General features: G+C 59.7%; 11 protein-coding genes. 9 read left to right on the top strand and 2 right to left on the bottom strand.

What is annotated here, in order from left to right:
* The first annotated feature begins 21 nt into the window (after window positions 1–21).
* The 5 genes from IPM61_00540 (at window position 22) to IPM61_00560 (ending at window position 10529) form a co-directional block, all read left to right on the top strand.
* Window positions 22–2778 (top strand): T9SS type A sorting domain-containing protein, encoded by a 2757-nt coding sequence (locus tag IPM61_00540; GenBank protein ID MBK8909794.1) that lies wholly within the window; start codon window positions 22–24, stop codon window positions 2776–2778.
* 24 nt (window positions 2779–2802) lie between these two features.
* Window positions 2803–3630, top strand: a complete 828-nt coding sequence (locus IPM61_00545) for a gamma-glutamyl-gamma-aminobutyrate hydrolase family protein (protein ID MBK8909795.1) — start codon at window positions 2803–2805, stop codon at window positions 3628–3630.
* A gap of 434 nt (window positions 3631–4064) precedes the next feature.
* Window positions 4065–5003 (top strand): tRNA epoxyqueuosine(34) reductase QueG, encoded by a 939-nt coding sequence (gene queG, locus IPM61_00550; protein MBK8909796.1) that lies wholly within the window; start codon window positions 4065–4067, stop codon window positions 5001–5003.
* Window positions 5004–5196: 193 nt separating this feature from the next.
* Entirely contained in the window at window positions 5197–9090 is a 3894-nt protein-coding gene (gene purL / locus IPM61_00555; protein MBK8909797.1) for a phosphoribosylformylglycinamidine synthase, read from the top strand.
* A 137-nt stretch (window positions 9091–9227) separates the two neighbouring features.
* A complete protein-coding gene (locus tag IPM61_00560; GenBank protein ID MBK8909798.1) occupies window positions 9228–10529 on the top strand; it encodes an FAD-dependent oxidoreductase in 1302 nt (433 codons plus the stop codon).
* Between the two features lie 266 nt (window positions 10530–10795).
* Here IPM61_00560 and IPM61_00565 read toward each other — a convergent pair whose 3' ends face one another.
* Together IPM61_00565 and porU are read right to left on the bottom strand one after the other, a co-directional pair.
* On the bottom strand, window positions 10796–11350 hold the full coding sequence (locus IPM61_00565) for a methyltransferase domain-containing protein (protein MBK8909799.1): 555 nt from the start codon (window positions 11348–11350) through the stop codon (window positions 10796–10798).
* Window positions 11351–11459: 109 nt separating this feature from the next.
* Window positions 11460–15536, bottom strand: coding sequence for a type IX secretion system sortase PorU (porU, locus tag IPM61_00570; GenBank protein MBK8909800.1), 4077 nt, complete (start codon window positions 15534–15536; stop codon window positions 11460–11462).
* Window positions 15537–16055: 519 nt separating this feature from the next.
* On the opposite strand from porU, the gene IPM61_00575 reads away from it, so the two are divergent.
* From IPM61_00575 to IPM61_00590, 4 genes are all read left to right on the top strand, one after another.
* Window positions 16056–16823 carry an SDR family oxidoreductase gene (locus tag IPM61_00575; GenBank protein ID MBK8909801.1) on the top strand — a complete coding sequence of 256 codons (768 nt, stop codon included), beginning with the start codon at window positions 16056–16058 and terminating at the stop codon, window positions 16821–16823.
* Window positions 16824–16916: 93 nt separating this feature from the next.
* Window positions 16917–20210, top strand: coding sequence for an AAA family ATPase (locus IPM61_00580; protein MBK8909802.1), 3294 nt, complete (start codon window positions 16917–16919; stop codon window positions 20208–20210).
* Between the two features lie 123 nt (window positions 20211–20333).
* A complete protein-coding gene (locus tag IPM61_00585; GenBank protein ID MBK8909803.1) occupies window positions 20334–21233 on the top strand; it encodes an SDR family oxidoreductase in 900 nt (299 codons plus the stop codon).
* Between the two features lie 10 nt (window positions 21234–21243).
* On the top strand, window positions 21244–21873 hold the full coding sequence (locus tag IPM61_00590; protein MBK8909804.1) for a DUF2238 domain-containing protein: 630 nt from the start codon (window positions 21244–21246) through the stop codon (window positions 21871–21873).

The following is a 21873-nucleotide window of genomic DNA, read 5'->3' on the forward strand; positions in this document are numbered from 1 at the left end:
CCTTGAAATAATCCTTCAGCCATGAAAACCATGCTACGCTCCGTACCATTGCTTCTGCTTCTGCTGTTTGGCGTGCAGCTCCATCATCTTGCCGCGCAGGTTGCGCCGGTGGAGTTTGGCGGCGACCTTCAGCAAGGGGAGCCAAAAATTCCGCTGGAACGAATACTGAACCCCGACGGGACCGTCAATCTTTCATCGGGAATACAAGGGACGCTGGACCCCAAAGGGTGGCGCATGACGGTGGACCACCACGGCCGCCCGCGATTTGTGCAGGCCAACGGGACCTTCGGCGTAGCCTCGGTTGCCAGCAAGCCAGGCGATGACCAGTGGGACGACCGGTTTGGCCAAGCTGCCGACAACGGCGGGCTGAACGATGAGGTGTTCACCGCAGCGGTGTTCAACAACTGGTTGTTTGTTGGCGGCGCATTCACCCAAGCCGGATCCAAAGCGTTGAACTACATCGCCCGCTGGAACGGGTCGTCGTGGCAATCGCTGGGGGATGGCCCGCTGAACGGAACCAACGGGTTCGTCTATGCCCTTGCCATTCGCGGCGACATCCTGTACGTGGGTGGGAAATTCACCACCGCCGGCGGGGTTCCCGTGAAGAATATCGCCCAATATTCCATCAGCCAACGGGTGTGGGCCGGGATGGGGCCGTTTGGGCCAAGCTCCGTGGGTCTGGGGGGAGATGACCAAGCCTTTGTTGGAGCAATTTTGGTGAAGGACACCCTGGTCTATGCCGGCGGCAGCTTCAACGATGCCAACGGAACCCCAGTGAAAAACCTGGCGGTGTGGGACCTTGCAAAAAAACGCTGGTTTGCGGTTGGGGACCCAGGAAGCGGAGTGAATGGAACCGTGAACGCCATTGCAGCCTTAAAGTCGAAAATTTTTATCGGCGGGAATTTCAGCTCCGTCGGGTCGGTCCCGGCAAGCGGCATTGCCCGTTGGGATGGCACGAATTGGTCATCGCTGGGGAACGGGGTCAACGGGTTCGTCAACGCGATTGGGGTGATGGGCGACACCCTGTTTGTTGGCGGAAGTTTCTCGATGGCCGGGGATAGCGGCGCAAAAAATATCGCCCGCTGGGAGGAAGACTCCATCCGTTGGACCCCGGTGACGGGGGTTTACCAACTGTGGGATTCCATCGCCCCCTTCCGCGAGGACGACGGCGTGAACGGCATTGTCCGTTCCATCACCATCAGCGGGCGGAAGGTGTATGTTGGCGGCACGTTCCAATCGGTCTTCCCGGGCCAGTACACCCTGAACCGGGTTTATTGCGGCTACGTTGCGGTCTGGAACGAGCTTCCCGAATCGAACATCTGGTGGCAGACGCTTGGCTACGGCTCGCGCGCGGGGACCGATGGATTCGTCAACGCAATCGCGTTGAAGGATGATGAGGCCTATGTGGCTGGCAGCTTCACCACCGCTGGTGGCGAGCCATCGGCGCGGGTGGCGCGGTACTCTGGCGGGCGATGGTTCCCGTTCAACAACAACTCTAGCGGCGGGGCAACCATCATCACGGAATTCGACGAGCGGGTGTATGCCAGCGGAAAATTCCGCGCCGGCGCAACGGGGAATCCGTTGGATGTGAACATCGCCTCGCTGGATGGAAACGTCTGGACCAATCTTTCCGGAACCGTCACCGGCCCGGTGTTCTCGCTGGTCGGCCACGGCGATGACCTCTATATCGGCGGGGCGTTCCGTTCGGGGAATGGCTTGGCGGCAAACAACGTCGTCCGCTGGAACAAGACAAGCAACAAGTGGGAGCTTCTGGGAACCGGGGTGAACGGCCCAACGTTGGCGTTCATCTCGGCAATGGCAATCAGGGGGGATAAGCTGTACGTTGGCGGATTGTTCGACACCGCCGGAACCACCCTTGCCCAAAATGTTGCCGTGTGGGACTTGACCAAACAAACCTGGTCCAATCTGGGAAGCGGCATTGATGGCGTGGTCCTCTCGCTGGCGATTGACGATGCCGGAACCTTGTACGCTGGCGGGCGATTCCTGCGCGCCGGGGGGCAGCCAGCCAGCAACATCGCACGTTGGGACGGCACATCGTGGACCCCGCTGGATAGCGGGTTGAACGAAGCGGTCTTCGTCCTTTCGGTTCGCGGCAACTACCTGCACGCCGGCGGCGATTTCACCGCATCGGGAAACCAGCCGCTGGGCCATATCGGCGTTTGGAATATCGAGCAAAAGCATTGGTTCGGATTGGGGAGCGGGATTGGCGGGCACTTCGCCCCGTACGCCAACACAATGGCCTGGCGTGGGCCGGACATGTATGTTGCCGGATACTTCTCCCTTGCCGGTGGCGATAGCGCGGCAAACATCGCACGCTGGAACGGGAACCAATGGATCAGCTTGGGAAGCGGCGTGAACGGAACCGTCCACGGGATGACCGCCATTGGCAACGACATCTACCTGTGCGGGAATTTCACCAATGCCGGGGCGAAGGCCTCGATCTACTTCGGCATCTGGCACGAAACCCCGCTTGCAGCCCCGGGCGAACCGGCCACGGCCGTTCGCGGGCTGCGCAGCTGGCCGAATCCAACAACCGGAAATGGGCAGATTGGGTTCACACTGGAACGCCCAACCCACGTCACGATCCAGGTGCTGAACCTTCGGGGCGAAAGGGTGGCCACACTGTACGACGGCACGTTGTACGCCGGCGACCACATCGTCAACCACGACCTTTCGACGCTTCCTGGCGGAACCTACTTGTACCGCCTAAACGCCGAAGGAAACGTCAGCAGCGGCATGGTGACGGTGGCGAAATAACGGCAGCGAAATAACAGACGCACATTGCGCAATCCCCGCCCACCGGAGCCAACAACGGCATTCATGGGCGGGGCAGCAATGCAGGAGTATCAACCTCCATTTGCCGCTGGCAACGTTCAACTTTATCAACATCTCCACATGGCATTGATCGGTATTTCAAAAGGGAGCGGAAGCGTGAAGATGGGGCGGTACGCGGAATGGCTTCGGAAAGCAAATCCCGAACTAGAGTTTCTTGACCTGATAACCAGCCAGGACCTGAGGTCCGATATGGAGCGGGTGCATGGGCTGGTGCTTACCGGCGGAAGCGACATCCACCCCGCACGCTACAACGCTCCCCACCACCTTCCCCTGTGCCATGACATTGACGAAGCCCGCGACGCAGCCGAGCTAGAGATGACAGCGATTGCCATTGAACGGAAGATTCCGGTGCTGGGAATTTGCCGGGGAATGCAACTGCTGAACGTCTTTTTTGGCGGAACGCTGATCCCCCACATCCCCGAACGAACCGGAACCCCGGACCACCAGAAAGATGGAAACGAGGACCGCCGCCACCCCATTGAAGTCACCCCGGGAAGCATGATCGCCAAATACACCCGCACCCTTGATGGCGAAATCAACAGCGCGCACCACCAAGCGGTGGATGCTCCGGGAATCGGCCTAACGATTACCGCCGTTTCCCACGATGGCATTGCCGAAGCGATTGAGCTGAAATCGGACAACCGCGAATCCTTCCTGCTGGGCGTGCAGTGGCACCCCGAGCGGATGGAGGATGCCAACAACCCATTCGCCGATTTCATCAGGGAAGCGTTTTTGTTCGAGGTGATGGGGACGAAGGTGATGGCCGGCGCGTAATCGTTTCCGATACCGGCTGCCCGGACGGGAAGCAATCGGCACGGCTCACGGAAAAATCAATGAAAGAAAAGGGGATGCAGTTGCTGCATCCCCTTTTCTTTCATTCCAACTTTTCTTTTGCTCCAAGCGATTGGGCTTGGTGTTTAGAAATTTGGATTCGCGTCCCGCTCGGTTTTGCTAAGAGGGATGTAATGCCAGAACCCCGCCGGCAAGGAAGCATCCCACAATCGGAGACCAAGCCGCTGATGGTGGTGGCAACCGAATGGGACATGGCGAACTTCGATTCCACCCCAGCAATCTGGAACTGAATCCTGAATTTTCGAAAACAGCAATTTTGGAGAAGCCTTGTTCTTGAATATTGCTGCGAACGGATCGCCGCCGGAATGCGCCCGCGTGGGTAGATTTGCAGCCAAGACCCAGCCGAGCAATCAACCATGCCAATGCCAGCAACCAATCATACCGAAGCCATTCGCCATTTCATCACCTCCACTTTAGGTTTCGACCTTGCCGGGATTGCCGCAGCCGAGCGGATGGACCGGGAAGCAGACCTGTTTGAAGAATGGCTTGCCCACGGCCACCACGGCACCATGGAATGGATTGCCCGCAACAACCACAAACGCCGCGATGTTCGCCAAATCCTGCCATCGGCACGCTCGGTGATTGTGGTGGCACGCAACTACTACACCCCATTCCACCACGCCGCCAACCCCGACCACGCAAAAATCAGCCGCTACGCCTGGGGGCGCGATTACCACAACATCCTCCCAAAAAAATTGAAGCAACTCCATCAGTTTATCCAAACGCTGGAACCGAACGCCGAAAGCCGCTGGTACGTTGACACCGGGCCGATACTGGAAAAACAATGGGCCGCGCGGGCGGGGCTTGGATGGATGGGGAAACATACCAACATCATCAACCGGAAGATGGGGAGCTGGCTGTTTCTTGGGGTGCTGATCTCATCGCTTGAGTTGGAGTACGATTCCCCCATTGGCGACTTCTGCGGAAGCTGCACCCGCTGCCTTGATGCCTGCCCCACCAACGCCTTCCCGCAGCCATACCTGCTGGACGCAACCCGCTGCATCAGCTACGTGACGATTGAGCAGTTGCCGAAAGAAGAAATCCCGAAGGAGTACGGCCAGCAGATGGAGAACTGGGTGTTCGGCTGCGACATCTGCCAAGAAGTCTGCCCCTGGAATCGGTTCCAAACGCCAACCAGCGAACCCGATTTCCACCCCCGCACAGGCGTGATGGACCTGACGGTGGAGCAGGTCCAAGCCATGAGCGATGAAGAGTTCCAGGAGCGATTTCAAGGAAGCCCCGTGCGCCGCGCAAAGGCCGACGGATTCCGGAGAAATGGGCGCGGGGTGGGGTGAAAGCAGAACTGAGCAGCCTTGCGACCGAAGGCCTTCCGCTCCATCTCCATGAAACTAAACTTCACCTCCCCCGATTCGGCGGCTGCCGTAAGTTTGCGGCACCGGGGAACGGGGCCGCGCAACGCTTGATGCGCCCCCTCTGATTCCCCCAAAAACCAATCAGGCACGGCTCTCCATTGATTCCTGCACAACCATGCTTATTCTTCGCGGCGCACCCGCCCTTTCACCATTCCGCATTGCCCGACTTCTCGCCACGCTGCAACGCCAGAACCCAAGCATCACCTCCATCTACGCCGAATTTGTTCACTTCGTGGAGGTTGCCCGCCCGCTGACCGAGGCGGAGCAATCGGTGCTGGACCAGCTGCTGCGGTACGGTCCCGCGTTGGAACCGCACACCCCGCAAGGAAGCCTTCTGCTGGTGGCACCCCGCCCGGGAACCATCTCCCCCTGGTCCAGCAAAGCCACCGACATCGCCCACAACTGCGGGCTGGAATCCGTGCTGCGGATTGAGCGGGGAACGGCGTACTTCATCGCCTCGGCACAAGCATTGGGTGAGACCGAGCTTGGCCAGATTGCCCAGAAACTTCACGACCGGATGACCCAGACGGTCTTCACGCAGATGGAGTCCGCCGAGCAGTTATTCCGCCACGCCACGCCGCAGCCGTTCGCCACGATTGACCTGCTGGCCAACGGGCGCGCCGCGCTGGAGGAAGCCAACCAGCAGCTTGGCCTGGCCCTTGCCGACGATGAAATTGAGTACCTGCTGAACAGCTTCACCACGCTGGGCCGCAACCCGAACGACATTGAATTGATGATGTTCGCCCAAGCCAACAGCGAGCATTGCCGCCACAAAATTTTCAACGCCAGCTGGACCATTGATGGCCAGCCGCAGGAGCATTCCCTGTTCTCGATGATCCGCAACACCCACCGCGTTGGCGGGGCGGGGGTACTTTCGGCCTACCGCGACAACTCGGCGGTGATTCGCGGGTTCCAGGCCGAGCGGTTCTTCCCGCAGCCTGGCGCAAGCCAGTATCAGTTCCACTCCGAGCCGACGCACATCCTGATGAAGGTGGAAACCCACAACCACCCGACGGCAATCTCGCCCTACCCAGGCGCATCCACCGGTTCGGGGGGTGAGATTCGGGACGAGGGGGCAACCGGGCGCGGCGCGAAACCAAAGGCTGGATTAACGGGATTCACCGTCTCGCACCTTCGCATTCCCGGGTTCGAGCAGCCCTGGGAGGGACCGGAAGGGAAGCCCGGGCGGATTGCTTCACCGCTGGAGATTATGACCGAGGGGCCGATTGGCGGGGCGGCGTTCAACAACGAGTTTGGCCGCCCGGCGCTGGCGGGATATTTCCGAACATTCGAGCAAACCCTCCCCGGCCCCAACGGCCCCGAGACACGCGGCTACCACAAGCCAATTATGATTGCTGGCGGCTACGGGAACATCCGCGAGGAGGACGTGGAGAAACGGGAGTTCGCCCCAGGAACCCAGATTGTGGTGCTTGGCGGACCGGCAATGTTGATTGGGCTTGGCGGCGGCGCGGCAAGCTCCATGTCCACCGGAAGCTCCGATGAGGATTTGGATTTTGCCAGCGTCCAGCGGGACAATGCGGAGATGGAACGCCGCTGCCAGGAGGTGATTGACCGCTGCTGGGCATTGGGGCCGGAGAACCCGATTGAATCCATCCACGACGTTGGCGCGGGGGGATTAAGCAACGCTCTTCCCGAGCTGGTGAACGATGCCGGGCGGGGGGCGCGGTTCCAACTGCGTGCCGTGCCAAATGCCGAGACAGGGATGTCGCCAATGGAGATTTGGTGCAACGAGGCGCAAGAGCGGTACGTGCTGGCAATCCGCGCCGATGCGATTGCGGTTTTTGAGGAACTTTGCCGGCGCGAGCGCGCACCCTTCGCGGTGCTTGGGACGGCAACCGAGGAACGCCAGCTCCTTTTGGAAGACTCCACTTTTGGCAACCGCCCGATTGATATGCCGATGGAGGTGCTGCTTGGCAAGCCCCCCAAAATGCACCGCGTTGCCAACCATCTTGAACGCCACTTCCCCCCTTTCACCACCGAAACGATTGACCTGAACGAAGCCGCCGAGCGGGTGCTGAAGTTCCCCGCCGTTGCCGACAAATCGTTCCTGATCACCATTGGGGACCGCACCATCACCAGCATGGTTGTGCGGGACCAGATGGTGGGGCCGTGGCAAGTCCCCGTTGCCGATGTTGCCGTCACCACCACCGCCTACGAAGGCTTCACCGGCGAGGCAATGGCCATGGGGGAACGGACCCCGCTTGCACTGCTGAACGCCCCGGCTTCGGGACGGATGGCGATTGGGGAGGCAATCACCAACATCGCCGCAGCAAGCATCCCGCAGCTTGGCGATGTGAAACTCTCCGCCAACTGGATGGCCCCGGGCGGCTACCCAGGCGAAGATGCCGCCTTGTACGCCACGGTCCGCGCCGTTGGGATGGAGCTTTGCCCCGCGCTTGGCATCACGATCCCGGTCGGCAAGGACTCCATGTCCATGCGGACGGTGTGGCAGCAGGATGGGGAACAACGGAGCGTCACCGCGCCGGTCTCGCTTATCATCAGCGCGTTTGCTCCGGTGGCCGATGTTCGCCGCACCCTTACGCCGCAGCTTCGGTTGGAGAAAGGTGAGTCGGCATTGATCTTGATTGATCTTGGAAATGGGCGGAACCGTTTGGGGGGATCGGCATTGGCGCAGGTTTATGACACCATGGGGAACGAAGCCCCCGACCTTGACGACCCGGAACTGCTGATCGGATTCTTCGCGGCGATTCAAGAGCTGAACCAGCAAGGGCTGCTGATGGCCTACCACGACCGCTCCGACGGCGGCCTGTTTGCAACGCTTGCCGAGATGGCCTTTGCCGGAAAAACCGGAATGGAAGTGGACCTCACCAACCTTGATCCCGACCCCGTGGCCGCGCTGTTCAGCGAGGAGCTTGGCGCGGTGGTCCAGGTGGCAAACGACCATCGCGAGGAGGTCCTGGCGATTCTTGCCGAGCATGGATTGGGCTACAACTGTCACATCATCGGAACGCCGGTGGACCAGGACCGCCTCACCTTCCGCCACAACGAGCAAACGATCCTGCAGCAATCGCGCACCACGCTTCGCGGCTGGTGGTCCGCAACGACGTTCAGGATGCAGGAGCTTCGCGACAACCCGGAGTGCGCACGCCAAGAGCACGAAGCGCGGCTGGATCCTTCGGACCCGGGAATGAACACCGCGTTGCCGTTCCAACCGAACCAGGATATCGCCGCGCCGTTTATCGTAACCGGGGCGCGCCCGCAGGTGGCAATCTTGCGGGAGCAAGGGGTGAACGGCCAGATTGAGATGGCCGCAGCATTCCACCGCGCGGGCTTCGCCAGCATTGATGTTCACATGACCGACCTGATTGAAGGGCGGGTGACGTTGGACCAATTCAACGGGCTGGTGGCGTGCGGCGGATTCAGCTACGGCGATGTGCTTGGTGCCGGCGGCGGCTGGGCGAAATCGGCACTGTTTGTTGAGCGTGCGCGCCAGCAATTCCAGAGCTTCTTCCACCGCCCCGACACGTTCGCCCTCGGGGTTTGCAACGGCTGCCAGATGTTCAGCAATTTGAAGGAGATCATCCCCGGCACGGCCCACTGGCCACGGTTTGTGCGGAACCGTTCGGAGCAGTTCGAGGGAAGGTTGTCGCTGGTGCGGGTGGAGGAATCGCCCTCGATCTTCCTTGCGGGAATGGCCGGCGCACGGATACCGATTGCCGTGGCGCATGGCGAGGGGCTGGCGGAGTTCAGCGGCGCGGCAACGCTTGCCCAAGCGGAAGAAACCGGAACAATCGTTGCGCGGTTTGTTGACAACCACGGGCTGGCAACCGAACGCTACCCCGCCAACCCGAACGGCTCGCCAAACGGCATTGCAGGGCTGTGCAGCAGCGATGGCCGCGTCACGATTATGATGCCCCACCCAGAGCGGGTGTTCCGCGCCATTACCATGTCGTGGCATCCCGACGAATGGACCGGCGACAGCCCCTGGATGCGGATGTTCCAGAACGCCAGGGTTTGGGTGGGATAATCATCCCCGCCCCCATTCCTGAAAACCAGACCTTCCACGTTCAAGCCACAAAAACTTCACCGCGCCAATGGCCTTGATTGCAGCACACCATCCTTCCGTTGCTGGTCCGGTGATTCTGGGCGGGGGGATTGCGGGGATTGCCGCAGGTCCGGCTTGCGCAAGCGGGGGTCCCCCCAATCTTGATCGAGTCGCGGCCCTATCTTGGCGGGCGGTTGCGGTCGTTTGTTCACGAAGGGACGGGGGATGAGATTGACAACGGCCAGCACCTTCTGATGGGATGCTACCACGCCACCTTCCAACTGCTGGAAGCGTTGGGAACGCGGGGATTGGTGGAGCTGGCCCCCACGCTAACGGTGGAGTTCCGCGACCCCGATGGAAGCCGCGATTCCATTGATTCCCCCCGTTGGCTTCCCGCTCCGCTGAACGTCCTTGCGGGGATGCTGCGGCTGCGCCGATTGACGCTTGCCCAGCGGCTGCGACTGCTGCGGGTTGGCATGGCGATTCGGAGCAAGCGGGACCAACCCACGCCGGCCGAGACCGCAACGGAGTATCTGCAACGGCTGGGCCAATCGCGGGCGGCACGCGCACGGCTTTGGGACCAAATCATCATCGCCACGCTGAACACCCCTGCTGACGAAGCGTCGGCAACGCTGTTTGCTGCGGTGATGCGGCGCGCATTTCTTGGGGGGAAAACCGAATCGCAGCTTGGGTTTGTTCGTGCCGGATTATCGGCATTGCATGCCCCCGCGCAGGCGTTTATCACCCGCCACGGAGGGAGCGTGATGACCGGCACGCCCATCACCCGAATTGAGCAGAATGGCGATGGAACGTGGATCGTTTTCCTGAAAGAACGCCAGCCAATCGTTGCCTCCCATCTGATCTCCGCCCTTCCCCACTCCAACCTGCGAGGCATCTCACCCCCGGGCATCATCCAGCAAATACCGTCGCTTGCGCAGCCAATGCCTACCTCTCCTATCGTCTCACTCTACCTCTGGTTCAACACGCCGTTGCACGCAATGCCGATGTTCGCGGCGATGATTGGAACGGGGGTGCAGTGGGTGTTCAACAAGCGGAAGATTATGGCGGCGGGGAACGAGAAATTTCCGGGGCTGATATCGTGCACCATCAGCGCCGCAGTGGCCGAAACCGCCACCGATGCAGCCCAGATAGTGCGCCACGCCGAGCAGGAACTTCGCGGGGCGTTTCCGGAGCTTCGCGGGGCAACGCTGGTGGCGCATCAGGTGATAAAGGAGAAGCACGCAACGTTTGCGGCAACGCCACAGAACGAAGCGGTCCGAACGGGGCCGGGAACCTTGATCCCAGGCCTCTATCTTGCCGGCGATTGGACCGGCACCGGGCTTCCTGGAACCATCGAGGGTGGGGTGCAAAGCGGCGTTGCGGCGGCCAACCAGTTGCTTGCCGAGCTTCCGCGCCGCTGACGGCGAAAAACAAACGGGGTAGCGGCCCCGACCTTTGTCGGGGCCCAGACCGAAGATGACGCCGAAGGCTAAAGACCTTTTATCAATCCCGACGAAGGTCGGGACGGCTACCACTGCGGCGACTGTCCCGACGAAGTCTCGGTAGCGGCCCCGACCTTTGTCGGGGCCCAGACAGATGACACCGAAGGCTAAAGACCTTCGGCTACCATTGCGGCGGCAATCCCGACGAAGGTCGGGACGGCTACCCTGAGCCGAATCAACCGGCCTTATCCTTCCTTGCTTTTCACGGCTTTCATTGTCACCCACATCACCCGCGTCAGGTCCCCGATGGACTTGCTGAGTTTCAGCGCAAGCCGTTGCGCAAGGCCCTCGCGCAATCGCCACGAACGCCGCAGCAGGCCCACCGAAATCTCCAACGACACCCTTTGGAAACACGCCGTCGAGTAGTACGGGCGGGCTTTGCGGAAGGGGGAATCAACATCGAAAAACTGCAACGTGTTCTCGTTGAAAAACCGCTGGTGGGTGGGGTCGTTGAACATGTGGATGCTGTTGAAGTAGGGGATGCGGAACTCCACAATCCCCCCAGGTTTCAGCACCCGCCACAGTTCCTCCATGGTGGCAACGGTGTCGGGCAAATGCTCGATGATGTCGTAGGCGATGATTCGGTCGAATGTGTGGTCCGGGAAGGGCCAGGGGAATTGGCGAAGATCGTGGGCAAGGTCCACCCCAGGAAGCAACGTCAGATCCAGATTGATCCACTCCACTTCCGGCGTTGAAGGCCGGATATCACTCCCGCAAGCAAGGTTTAGGTAATGCAGCATCGGTCAGTAGCAAAGGAAACGATGCCGCAAGCTAAAAAAACAACGGAGACACCACGATTGTGATGCCTCCGTTTGTTCAACGCCATGTTGGCGTATTCTATGGCGTGGCTTACCGGGCCACCACCAGCTTCTCAATCGTCTCGAACGTTTCGCTGGCCGCTCCTTCGCCACTGGTCTTGGTGGCGCGGACGCGGTAATAATAGACCCCGTTGGCAAGCGGGTCGCCGTCGGCATCGCGCCCATCCCAATGGAGCTTCACGCGGCGTTGCTGAACCCCCGTTGCTTCCAACGTCCGCACCTTCCTTCCCCCCGGGGTGAAAATTGCGATTTCCACATCGAGCGGAACCACCTGGTTGTGGCGGAAGGTGAAGTCGGTCTCGCGAGAGATTGGGTTGGGGTAGTTGGCGATTTCGGCCAGCTGCAACGTTGGGTTCTCCCCGGTGCCAATGATCTTGAAGGTGGCCGTTGCCTCGGCAGAGTTGTTGAAGATGTCCCACCCGCGCACCCGCACGGTGTGTTCCCCTTCCTCAAGGCTGAGCAATTCCCGCTCGGCGGTTCCTTCGCGGTAATCGGTGGGGGAGGTTGTGTACAGGTCCGTTAGGTCAATGGAGTTTGGCGAGCCGTTGATCCATGCTTCAATCCGGTGGCCGATTCCTGCGCCGGAGGAGTTGATGCCGCTTCCGTCGCGAAGGTCAACAATCAGCATCGGCGTTGGGGTGACAACATCACCCGAAGCAAAGGTCCGGTCATCCAGGAAGATTTTGATTTTGGGGCCTTCGGTATCCACCACGGTTGCGGTGTCGGACCCATAGACCATCACATGATTGGTTCCGCCAACGGCATCTTCAACGTCGTTGTAGGCGTAGCCATGAAGCCGCGCCAGTGCCGAATCGTAGGCGATATCCTTCGGCACGCGGAATTGGATGGTGAACGCCCCATTCACCACCGGCGTTGGGCCGCGGAAGAGTTGCCCCCCCTGGACCACCATCGGCTCGGAGATGTTGTCGCTGACCACAACTTGCGTGCGGCTGGCATCATACAGGGTGATGATCGCGGTCCCGTTGAAATCCTCCCGCATCTTTCCATCGCGATTCCGGATCACCCCTTTCACCGTCACCAGCTGCAGCGCGCCAACCTGTGCGGTGTCGTTGGCCACCAACTGGTCGTTCACCGTGACGATCTCCACCGAATCTTTTGGCAGATTCAGGTACATCGTCGGGTCGCCAAACAGGATATACTTCTGGTCGTTGCTGAAGGAAGCGAACCGGCGGGTTTTGGCCGCCAGCATCGCCTGGCCAACGTTCAGGAATTGCAGCGTTGCGGAATCGCGGGCGAACAGCTTGCTGAAATACTCCCGCATCAGGTCCTCGTTGTCGTTGATGAACACCCCGCGCGTTGTTGCCAGCACGCCGATTGCCCCGCCCCCTTCATGCAGCAGGAACTGCTCCCCACCGGAAGGATTCGCGGGGTCGTCGAACCGCCCGAAGTTGCAGGTGACAGCCGAGACAAAAGTGAGCATGGAGTCGTTGGTCAGCTTTGGGATCAGCGCATCCTTTTGCAGAACCGACTCGTGCCCCCAGACGTTCGGGTTTCCGTGCCCCACCCAATTCACCACCACCGCGCCACGGTTCAGATAGGTTAGCAGGTCCTGGGCGGCGGCGGGTTTGGTGGCGGTCCCGGTTACTTCGGTCGGGTAGGCCCCCAGATAGATCTTCTTGTTATCGGTCCAGTTCGGAATAAAATCCCGCACCAATTTTTCCGATTGGCCAAGGAACCCGCCCCCTTCGCCGGAGGGTTCGTTGTCGTCGGACACCAGCACAATCGTGTGGCGCCACGCGCCGAAGTTTTTGCTGGATTCATACTGCTTGATTTTTTCAACAATCACCTCTGCCTGCTCCGAAACCTCGATTGGGAAACGGCCAACCAGCAGGTCTGGGAAATCATCCTGGCCCACCACCCTAACGTAGTAATCGTCGAACGCGCTGGAGTAGATGCGGTCGTAGCTGTCGCCATCCTCCGTCTCCATGGTGGGAACAAGCTGCTTTTGGCGGCTGCTGATGTTGCGGTAGTCGAACGTTCCATCGCCGAACAGCAGCACATAGAGTGGCGGGCGGGTCCACGATTTCACCGCCTGGGCGATGTAGTCGCGAATGGCCGTGGGGTCCAGGTTTCCGTTGGAGTATTCGGTGTAAATCTCATCGGTTGTCACCACTGCGGCGCGGTTCCGCCCGGTGGAGGTGCGGTAGTCGGCATACTGCTGGGCAATGGTTTTGAAATCTTTATGGGCAATCACCAGCACGTCGGCATTCAGCGGGCGGTTGCGCAGGTCGCCAAAATCGGCGGGGACCGATGCCACAACTTTTTTGGCTTTGCTGGCCGATCCAACGAAGTACCGCCGCGCACCATTCCGCAGCAACGAAAGGGGACCGCGGAAGCTGTAATCGCCCGATGTCGAAGGGCGGTGCAGCTCTTCGGGGTTCACCGGGTCGGTGATGTCCAATCCAACAAGGTCCCCCGCCCCAAACCCGCGAATGGTGTAGCCAGCAATGCCGGTTCCCGTTGGCGATTCAAAGCTGATCTCATCGTTGATAGCCACCAACGAACGCCCGTAATGGACCTCGAAATAATCCAGATAGCCGCTCCCCTGCCGATTGGCTTCAAAGCTGATGCGAATCGCGCTTTGATTATCGGAAGGAATGGCGGAACCATTGGTTGTAAACAGCCGCGTGGTGGCGTTCATCATCTGGTCGCCACAGTACTTGCAATCCGATGGGCCATTCACCAGCAGCGTGCCAAGCTGGGTGTTCCCTTCGGCCACGCTAAACTCACCGCTTCCCCCCCGCACCGCATTCCCCACGCGGACGCGATAGAACACCGGCTGCGAGCGGTCCAGCCCGGCAAGGGTGTTGACAAACGTGCGGCTGTCGGCAATGGAAGGGTCGCCCACGATAAACTGCGTTCCGAACCACCCTTTTCCGGAGCCGGCCCCGGCATTGTTAATGGCTATTGCGTTGTATAAATCTTCGTCGTGAACAAGCCGCGCGCGCCCGGCGGTTGGGAAGGTGGTGGGGTCGGCCATGGCGGGCTGTTTGGGGAAGTCACGCGCGGGGTCGCCATCCACCGCCACGATGTAGCTGTTGGCTTTCACATACACGCTCAGCTGGTGGGTGGGGATGCTATCGCCAGGCTGATACTGCCAGCGGGTTGGTCCCACCCCGTAGAACAGCACTCGCGTTGCCTTGCCGCCGCTGGTTTCAACCCGCGCGGGGATTTGGCGCATCTGGTTGCTGTCGGCAGCGGCGATATCTTCCGGCATTGGCCCTCCATCGCCGCCGTAGATTGCGATTCGGGAAGGGTCCACGGTGGAAAGATCAATCCCACCGTTCTTAAAATCCTCGGCCCGAAGCTCGTACAACCCATCTTCTTTCACCTCCACCCGCATCCATGCCCGGGCTGTGCTGGCGGCGGTGCGGCGCGCAAACGCTTGCGGAACCGCCACCGGTTTTGCCCAAGCCGCCGCCGCCGATGGATTCACGAACAACCCCGCGCCGAACTGCTGGTCCCGCAGCCCCACGCCACGCCCCGAACCCGCCGCAGCAGCAGCGTTATACCGAACGCGAAGGGTGGCCGATTTCAGAAATCGAACCGTGCCGCTTGGGCCATCGAACCGATACGGGGCAACCACTATTTGGCCGGCGTGATAGTTCCGCGCAATCCCCACGTAGCGGAGCGTTGCCGGCGCGGCAGCGGGCGCAGCAACCGAGTAGGCGGCGGGGTCCGCATCGTAGCGTGGGACGCTGAACCCTTGCGGGTCGGTAATCATGGAGGGAACCGGGGCGATCCTTGCGGAAATTGGCGGGCCGTACTCCGCCGCAACCACCTCAAGCGTGTTCCCCTCCGGCGACGGAAGCGCAAGGGGGATGATGATCCCCTGCTGCATCGGCGCGCCAGGTTGGTCCGGGTTCAGCGTTGCCCCCGATGCAACGCTGATGAACAGCTCGCCGCTGGGAAGCCGCGTGGTGTCAATGTTCGGCACAACGGTCATCACCAACTGGCGCGTGTCGTTCGTGGTGATTCGCACTCCATCGCCCGTGCGCGAATACGCGGGAATGGCGGCAATCGCAAGCGCGGCAACGGCGGCAAGAAGGTGTCGGCTGTGAAGTCCGGCGGTTATCCAAGGCATCATGGCTGGCTGGATTGGATTAGTCAAAATTTTGGCACTGAGAACGATTCGGGTTGGGGCATATTGCCATGCAAGCTCCCCAGGGAAAAGCGGGAGCCAATTAGCGCAAGCCAGCGGTTCCGTGCAAGGCAAAGTTTTATCCTGTCGCCCCTTCTTACTTCTTTTTTTCTGCCACAAAAAACTCCAAAGCCGGAGAAGGTTCTTGCGGCTCCATCTCTCTGTTCTTCACACAACTCGCCTATCTTCACGCCCCGTTCGATGGCACTGTTTCTTTCACAATGGGTGTGTTTCAGAGGTCCAGAACTGTGACCGCAGGCTAAAGACCTGTTATCAATCCCGACGGAGGTCGGGGCGGCTACCGCAGGCTAAAGACCTGCGGCTACCCCATATCTTTTTTCTGCCACAAAAAACTCCAAAACCGGAGAAGGTTCTTGCGGCTCCATCTCTCTGTTCTTCAATCAAATCACCTATCTTCACGCCCCGTTCAATGGCGGGGAATCTTTCACAACACGTTTTTGGGGTATGTCCGTTTCTTCGTTGTTCAATCTTCGCGGGAGCGTTGCGCTGGTGACCGGCGCGGCCCGGGGAATTGGGGGCGCAGCTGCCGAGGTTCTGGCCGAAGCCGGCGCGGACCTTCTGTTGCTTGGCCGCAACATCGCCACGCTGCAGCAGCAGGCGGCGAACCTTGCTCGGTTCGGTGGCCGGGTTCACCCCATTGCGTGCGATGTTGGCAACGCTGCGGACGTTCACAACGCTGCGAACCAAGCGCTGGCGGCGTTCGGCCATGTTGATATTCTGGTGAACAACGCGGGGATCATCCGCCGCGCCCCCGCTGCCGATTATTCGCTGGCCGATTGGCAGGCGGTGATGGATACGAACCTGACCGGCGCGTTCCTGCTGTCGCAACGGATTGGCAGCACGATGGTGGAACGTGGGTCGGGGAAGATCATCAACATTGCCTCGCTCCTCTCCTTCTCTGGCGGGATGAACGTTGTGGCCTACACCGCCAGCAAAAGCGCGCTTGCCGGAATCACCCGCTCGTTTGCCAACGAGTGGGGCCGCCACGGGGTGAACGTCAATGCCATTGCGCCGGGGTATATCCGCACCGAGGCAACGGCGGCGTTGCAGCGGGACCCCGAACGTTACCAATCGCTCCTTTCCCGAATCCCAGCAGGGCGTTGGGGGGAACCCAGCGATCTGAAAGGTCCAATCCTGTTCCTTGCTTCCGATGCCAGCAACTACGTCAACGGCCATATCCTGACGGTGGATGGAGGATGGATGGCCGCCTGAGAGAAACCCCGAACCGATGGCAATATTCCCGATGACCTCCATCCTTGATGGCAACACTCGTACCGATTTCCAGCAACCGACTTCCGACGTTCCATGATGCGCCCGCTTGTCAATTTTCTTAATCAAGGCCTGCTGCCGATGACCGATCGGGAGAAGGAGGCCACGCGGATTGTTGCGTTTTTCCAGGGGACAATGGAGGCCCAGGGACTGCGCGCCGCGCTTCTTTCCGGGGAGGCCGGGGCCGGCAAAAGTCGGTTGCTGGAGGACCTGCTCCCCCGCGTGCTTCGCGAAGGGGGTGCGGTGGTCCACACCAAACTCTATCCGGAGTCCACCACCTCCATCGCGCCAATCCTTGCCCAGGCTCTTTCCCGCTCAAGCTCCATGTTCAATCTTCTGCGGATTGAGCCGGAGGAGAACCTCAGTTCGGTTGCGGCAAGCCTTCGGCGGCTGGCGCAGCTTCGGCCAACGTTGGTGATTGTTGAGGACATCCACCTGCTGGAAGGGGAGGCCGAGCGTGAGTTCAGCACCCTGCTGAACGCCCTTTCCGACGAACCGATCTCCCTCCTTTGCGCCGCCCGCCCCACCGAGCTGAAAACGCGCGGGCTGCTGGAACGCTACCTTGTTGAGGAGATTGAGTTGGAGGGGATCACCGCCGAAGGAATTTTGCATTTATGGCAAGCGTTGTTCGAGTCCCCGCCGGATCTTGAGGCCGCCCGAATCTTGCATGAGGTGACGTTGGGGAATCCGCTGGCGCTCCGTTCGGGGCTTCGCGGGGCGTTAAAATCGGGAGCACTGGCCCACGACCCCACGCGCAACGCATGGCGGCTGATGGTCCCCCCTTCCCTTTTTGCGGAATCGCTTGGCCGCAGCGTGCGATTGCTTTCGGAAGGGTTGGCGGCGCACGTTTCGGCAACCGAGCAGGAGGCTGCCGAGCAGTTGGCAACGCTGGGGGAAGTGTTCGCGCGCGAGGCCGCCGAAGCATTGCTGCCGGAGGCGGTGCGGATGCTGGACATCTTGATGTTCAAAGGGATCATCGCCCAGGCGCGTTCCACCGTTTCCCCGTTAAATGGCCCCCCCAGCCGCCGCCCGCTGCTAACGTTCACCCACAGCCTTCTTCACCGAAATTTTGTTGAGCGTGCGCGGTTCGATGCGGCCCGGGTGGTTGATCTGCTGGTGCAAACAATCCCCCTTTACTCCGTTGTTCCGTTCCAGCTGCTTGCCGATTATCATGGCACAATCGAAGCTCCGTTGGCCGATCTTGACATCGCCATCGGGCAAGCATTTGCGGCCATTGTGGTGCTGAACCGGAGCGCCGATTGGCCGTTGGGAACAGCCGTCTGGAACGCAGCGTTCGCCCTAAGCCGCTTCCGCAACGACGAGCGCACCGAGCGGGAACGGAGCATCCTGCAAGCCAACTTGCTGCATAACCGCCTGCGGCTAATCCGCAAGCCAACCCAAGAACGGAACGCAATCACCGCGCAGATAGATGCCCTAACCGAATCGTTCGCCAACGATGAAGAGCTTGCCCCGATGCGGCTGAACGCCCTTGCCCACAAGCAGCTTGCGATCATCCGAAGCAACCACCAGCAGGCGTTGGAAATCTGGAACGAGGTGGAAGGAATCGCCGAACGCTATCCCAGCGTTCGCTTCACCGAGGCTTACGTCCACCACCTGCGCGGCATCATCATTTCGGCACGGGCAAACACCGACGAAGCAATCTTCAACGTGGTAGAGGACCGGCTGAACGCGTTGAATGATGGAGCCGAACATGAGCGCATCTGGAAACACGCACGCCGGATTGTTGGCCCCTATCTGCTCGATATTTTCACCACCCAGGCAGAGCTGGACCGGCGGCTGCAACTGCTGCACGAGTTGGAGAGGGAGTCGCTAGAGTTCGACGTTGGCCTTCCCTGGCTGAAGACGATTCTGCTGTACGAGCTTGGGCAATTCCAAGATGTTCTTCAACTGCTGCCCAACATCAGCCCACGGCTGCTTGAGCGTGGGCTGTACGGCAATTACTGCCAAGCCCAGCTGCTGATGATCTGCGTGGAGTTAGGGCTTGGCGGCGGCGTTGCCGGCATCGAAGAACAGCTTGAGAAGCTGCGTTCGCAATTCCCCACCGAATTCCAGCAAATCCTTCGCCGAAGCATCAGCATCCACCTGTGCGATTCGGCAATGTTGCACGGTGCCGACCAATGGGCCGCGCAGATCTTCCGGAAATATTCGGACGACGCGCTGGTCCTCCCCTTCGCACTGCGGCTGCTGCTTGGGTTGCTGGATTCGCCAACGCTGACGGCAATCAAGGGCTTGCACCAACAGAGCCATGCCGACGGAACCGACCTGTGGCGGCTGTTCGAGGCGGCCATGAACGGGGAAGATTCGGCGCAGATTGCTGAGCAGATGGAGCACTTGCTCCGCCAGCCAATTCTGCGCCGCGACCACATCACCGAACTCTGCGCCGCCATTCGGTTTGCCGAAACAATCCTGCCGCAATTTCTGGGCGAAAGCCAGATTGCCCTGCTGCGAAAATCTATCCATCACACGCTGATTGCCATGGTGGAATGGCTGGAGGAACGGGAGTTGTTCGGATACATGAAAGGGGTGTTGAACCGATTTCCGGGAATGCTCAATCAGAAAGAATTGGCGAAATGGAGAGGGCGAATAACAGCGTTGGAACGCCAGCACGAGGGGCAAAGCGGCAAGCCCGCCACGCGCCAAGAATCGCTGTCAATGCTGGGGTCCATTGAGTTCCGCCGCCCGAACCAGGAGCCAGCGCGCCCGCGCGGGGCACGCCTAAAAATCATTTTGGGGCTGCTTACTGCCGATCGGATGCTGGAGAAACGGCTAACCAACCGCGAATTTTACTGCATTGCCGCCGGCGACGACGATCTGGAGACAGCACGCACCACCGTCTATTCGGCCATGCACCGCTTGAAGGAAATCGTCGGCCCCGACGCAATCCTGACCGATGGGGAAACTCCGGAGCTTGATCTTAGCCGGGTCCATGTGGACCTGCTTGAAGCCCACGCGCTGCTAACGGAAGCAATCGCCGCCATGCGCGAGTCGGCATGGATGCGCGCGCGCGGTCCGCTGATTGCCGCCTTGGATATTTTTGGCAACCGCGTCCCGTTCCCGACGCTGTACGAAACGTTCTTCGAGGCCGCGCGTGAGGATTTGGAGAACCGCATCCGAACAACGGCAATGCGTGTTGGCCGGGGGCTATTGCTGGCGGGGGATGCAGCCAGCGCGGAAGCGGTGCTGCGCCGCGCACTGGTAACCATCCCCGAGGACGAAGAGCTTCAGCAGCTGCTTCGCCAAGCTCTGGAATCGCTTGGCAAGCGGATCGAGATTGAGCGGATGAAAATCCGGGCCGAAGAGGAAGATTAAAAGGCGTGCGTGGCACACTGGCGCAAGGAATTTTCTTGCACAAAACATGAACAGAGCAACAACAACAAGGTTCCGCATCCGCAGGAACCTCATCCTTCCATCAACCAACCCCCAATTTTTGGCATGAATGTTATAGTAACTGGTGCAAAAGGGCAGCTTGGGCAAACGCTGCTTCGTGTGTTGCGGCGGGAGACGGACTGGGCACTATCGGCGATGACCCGCAGCCATTTTTTCACCTTGGGGACCATGTCTTCGATTAATCCACTTTCCAAGGCCTCATGGCGCGAAGCACTTGCCACCACGGGGTGGCACCCCGATGTTATCATCAACGCCGCCGCCATGACGAACGTGAACCATTGCGAAACCCACCGCGAGGAAGCCTGGCAAAGCAACGCCCAGCTTGCCGAAACAGTAACCCAAGTGGCGCGAATTTTCGACGCACGGGTGGTTCAGATATCCACCGATTACGTATTTGATGGCGTTGCCGGCCCCTACACGGAAGAACATAAACCGAACCCCATCAATTATTACGGCAGAACAAAATTAGCTGCCGAAAATATCTGCGCCCACAGTGGGGTCCATGCTGCAATCGTCAGAACCATGTGGCTGTATGGCTACACCGACGGCCTGAAAATGAATTTTCCTGAATGGGTCCGCGACAGGTTATCGAACGAAACTCACATTGATGTCATCAACGATGAGTTTGGCAATCCCACACTGATGGAAGACCTGGCCTACGCTGTTTTTCAGATTATCGAAAAAAATATCAGCGGGATTATCAATGTTGCCGGAACGGAGCGGATGTCGCGGTTGGAGCTTGCCATGGCGGTGGCCGAGGCATTCGAGTTAGATTCAACATTTATCCATTCCGTAACCGCTGATGAGCTGGGCCGCACCGCGCCACGCCCGATGCGATCAGGGCTGATAACGCTGAAAGCAAAATCATTAATTGGCCTGCAGGCTCGTTCCCTAAAAGATGGACTGATGATGACACGAACGGCAAGAAATCGGAATATGCTGTGAATCTGAAAAGATGAAATCACGCACATGCTGGGCAACCGGCGTTGTGGCCATTGTTGCCCTTGCAAGCTGCATCGCCCCTCCCTTCCCTGAATATATTTTCTTGCAACATCTCCCTACCGTAGCGGTGCTGGCTTTGGTGATGTTCACATCAAAGCGATTTCCAATCAGCCATTCCAGTTTGGCATTGTTGTTTGGTTTTTTATTGCTGCATATTCTTGGTGCCCGGTACAGCTACAGCTACGTCCCTTATGATGATTGGTCAGCCTGGCTGCTTGGGGAATCAATTTCGCAGCTTGCTGGCTGGTCAAGAAATCATTACGACCGTTTGGTGCATTTATGCTACGGCCTGCTATTGGCTCCGGTAGCCCAGGAAGTTCTGGAACGCTACGCCAGGTTGCCGCGCCGTGCTTCAATATTTTTCGCCGTGGAATTTATCATGGCCACCAGCATGATCTACGAGGTTGCTGAATGGCTTATCACACTACTTTTTGCCAACGAAACCGCCGATGCTTACAACGGCCAGCAAGGCGACATGTGGGATGCCCAAAAAGATATGGCATTGGCCACCGCTGGCGCGCTCCTGTCGGCAGGATGGATGCTCCTTCGTAATTCGCCAACAAAACGTTTATCACAAGGCTGA

The organism is Chlorobiota bacterium, from assembly GCA_016710285.1.
GTDB lineage: Bacteria > Bacteroidota > Ignavibacteria > OLB7 > OLB7 > OLB7.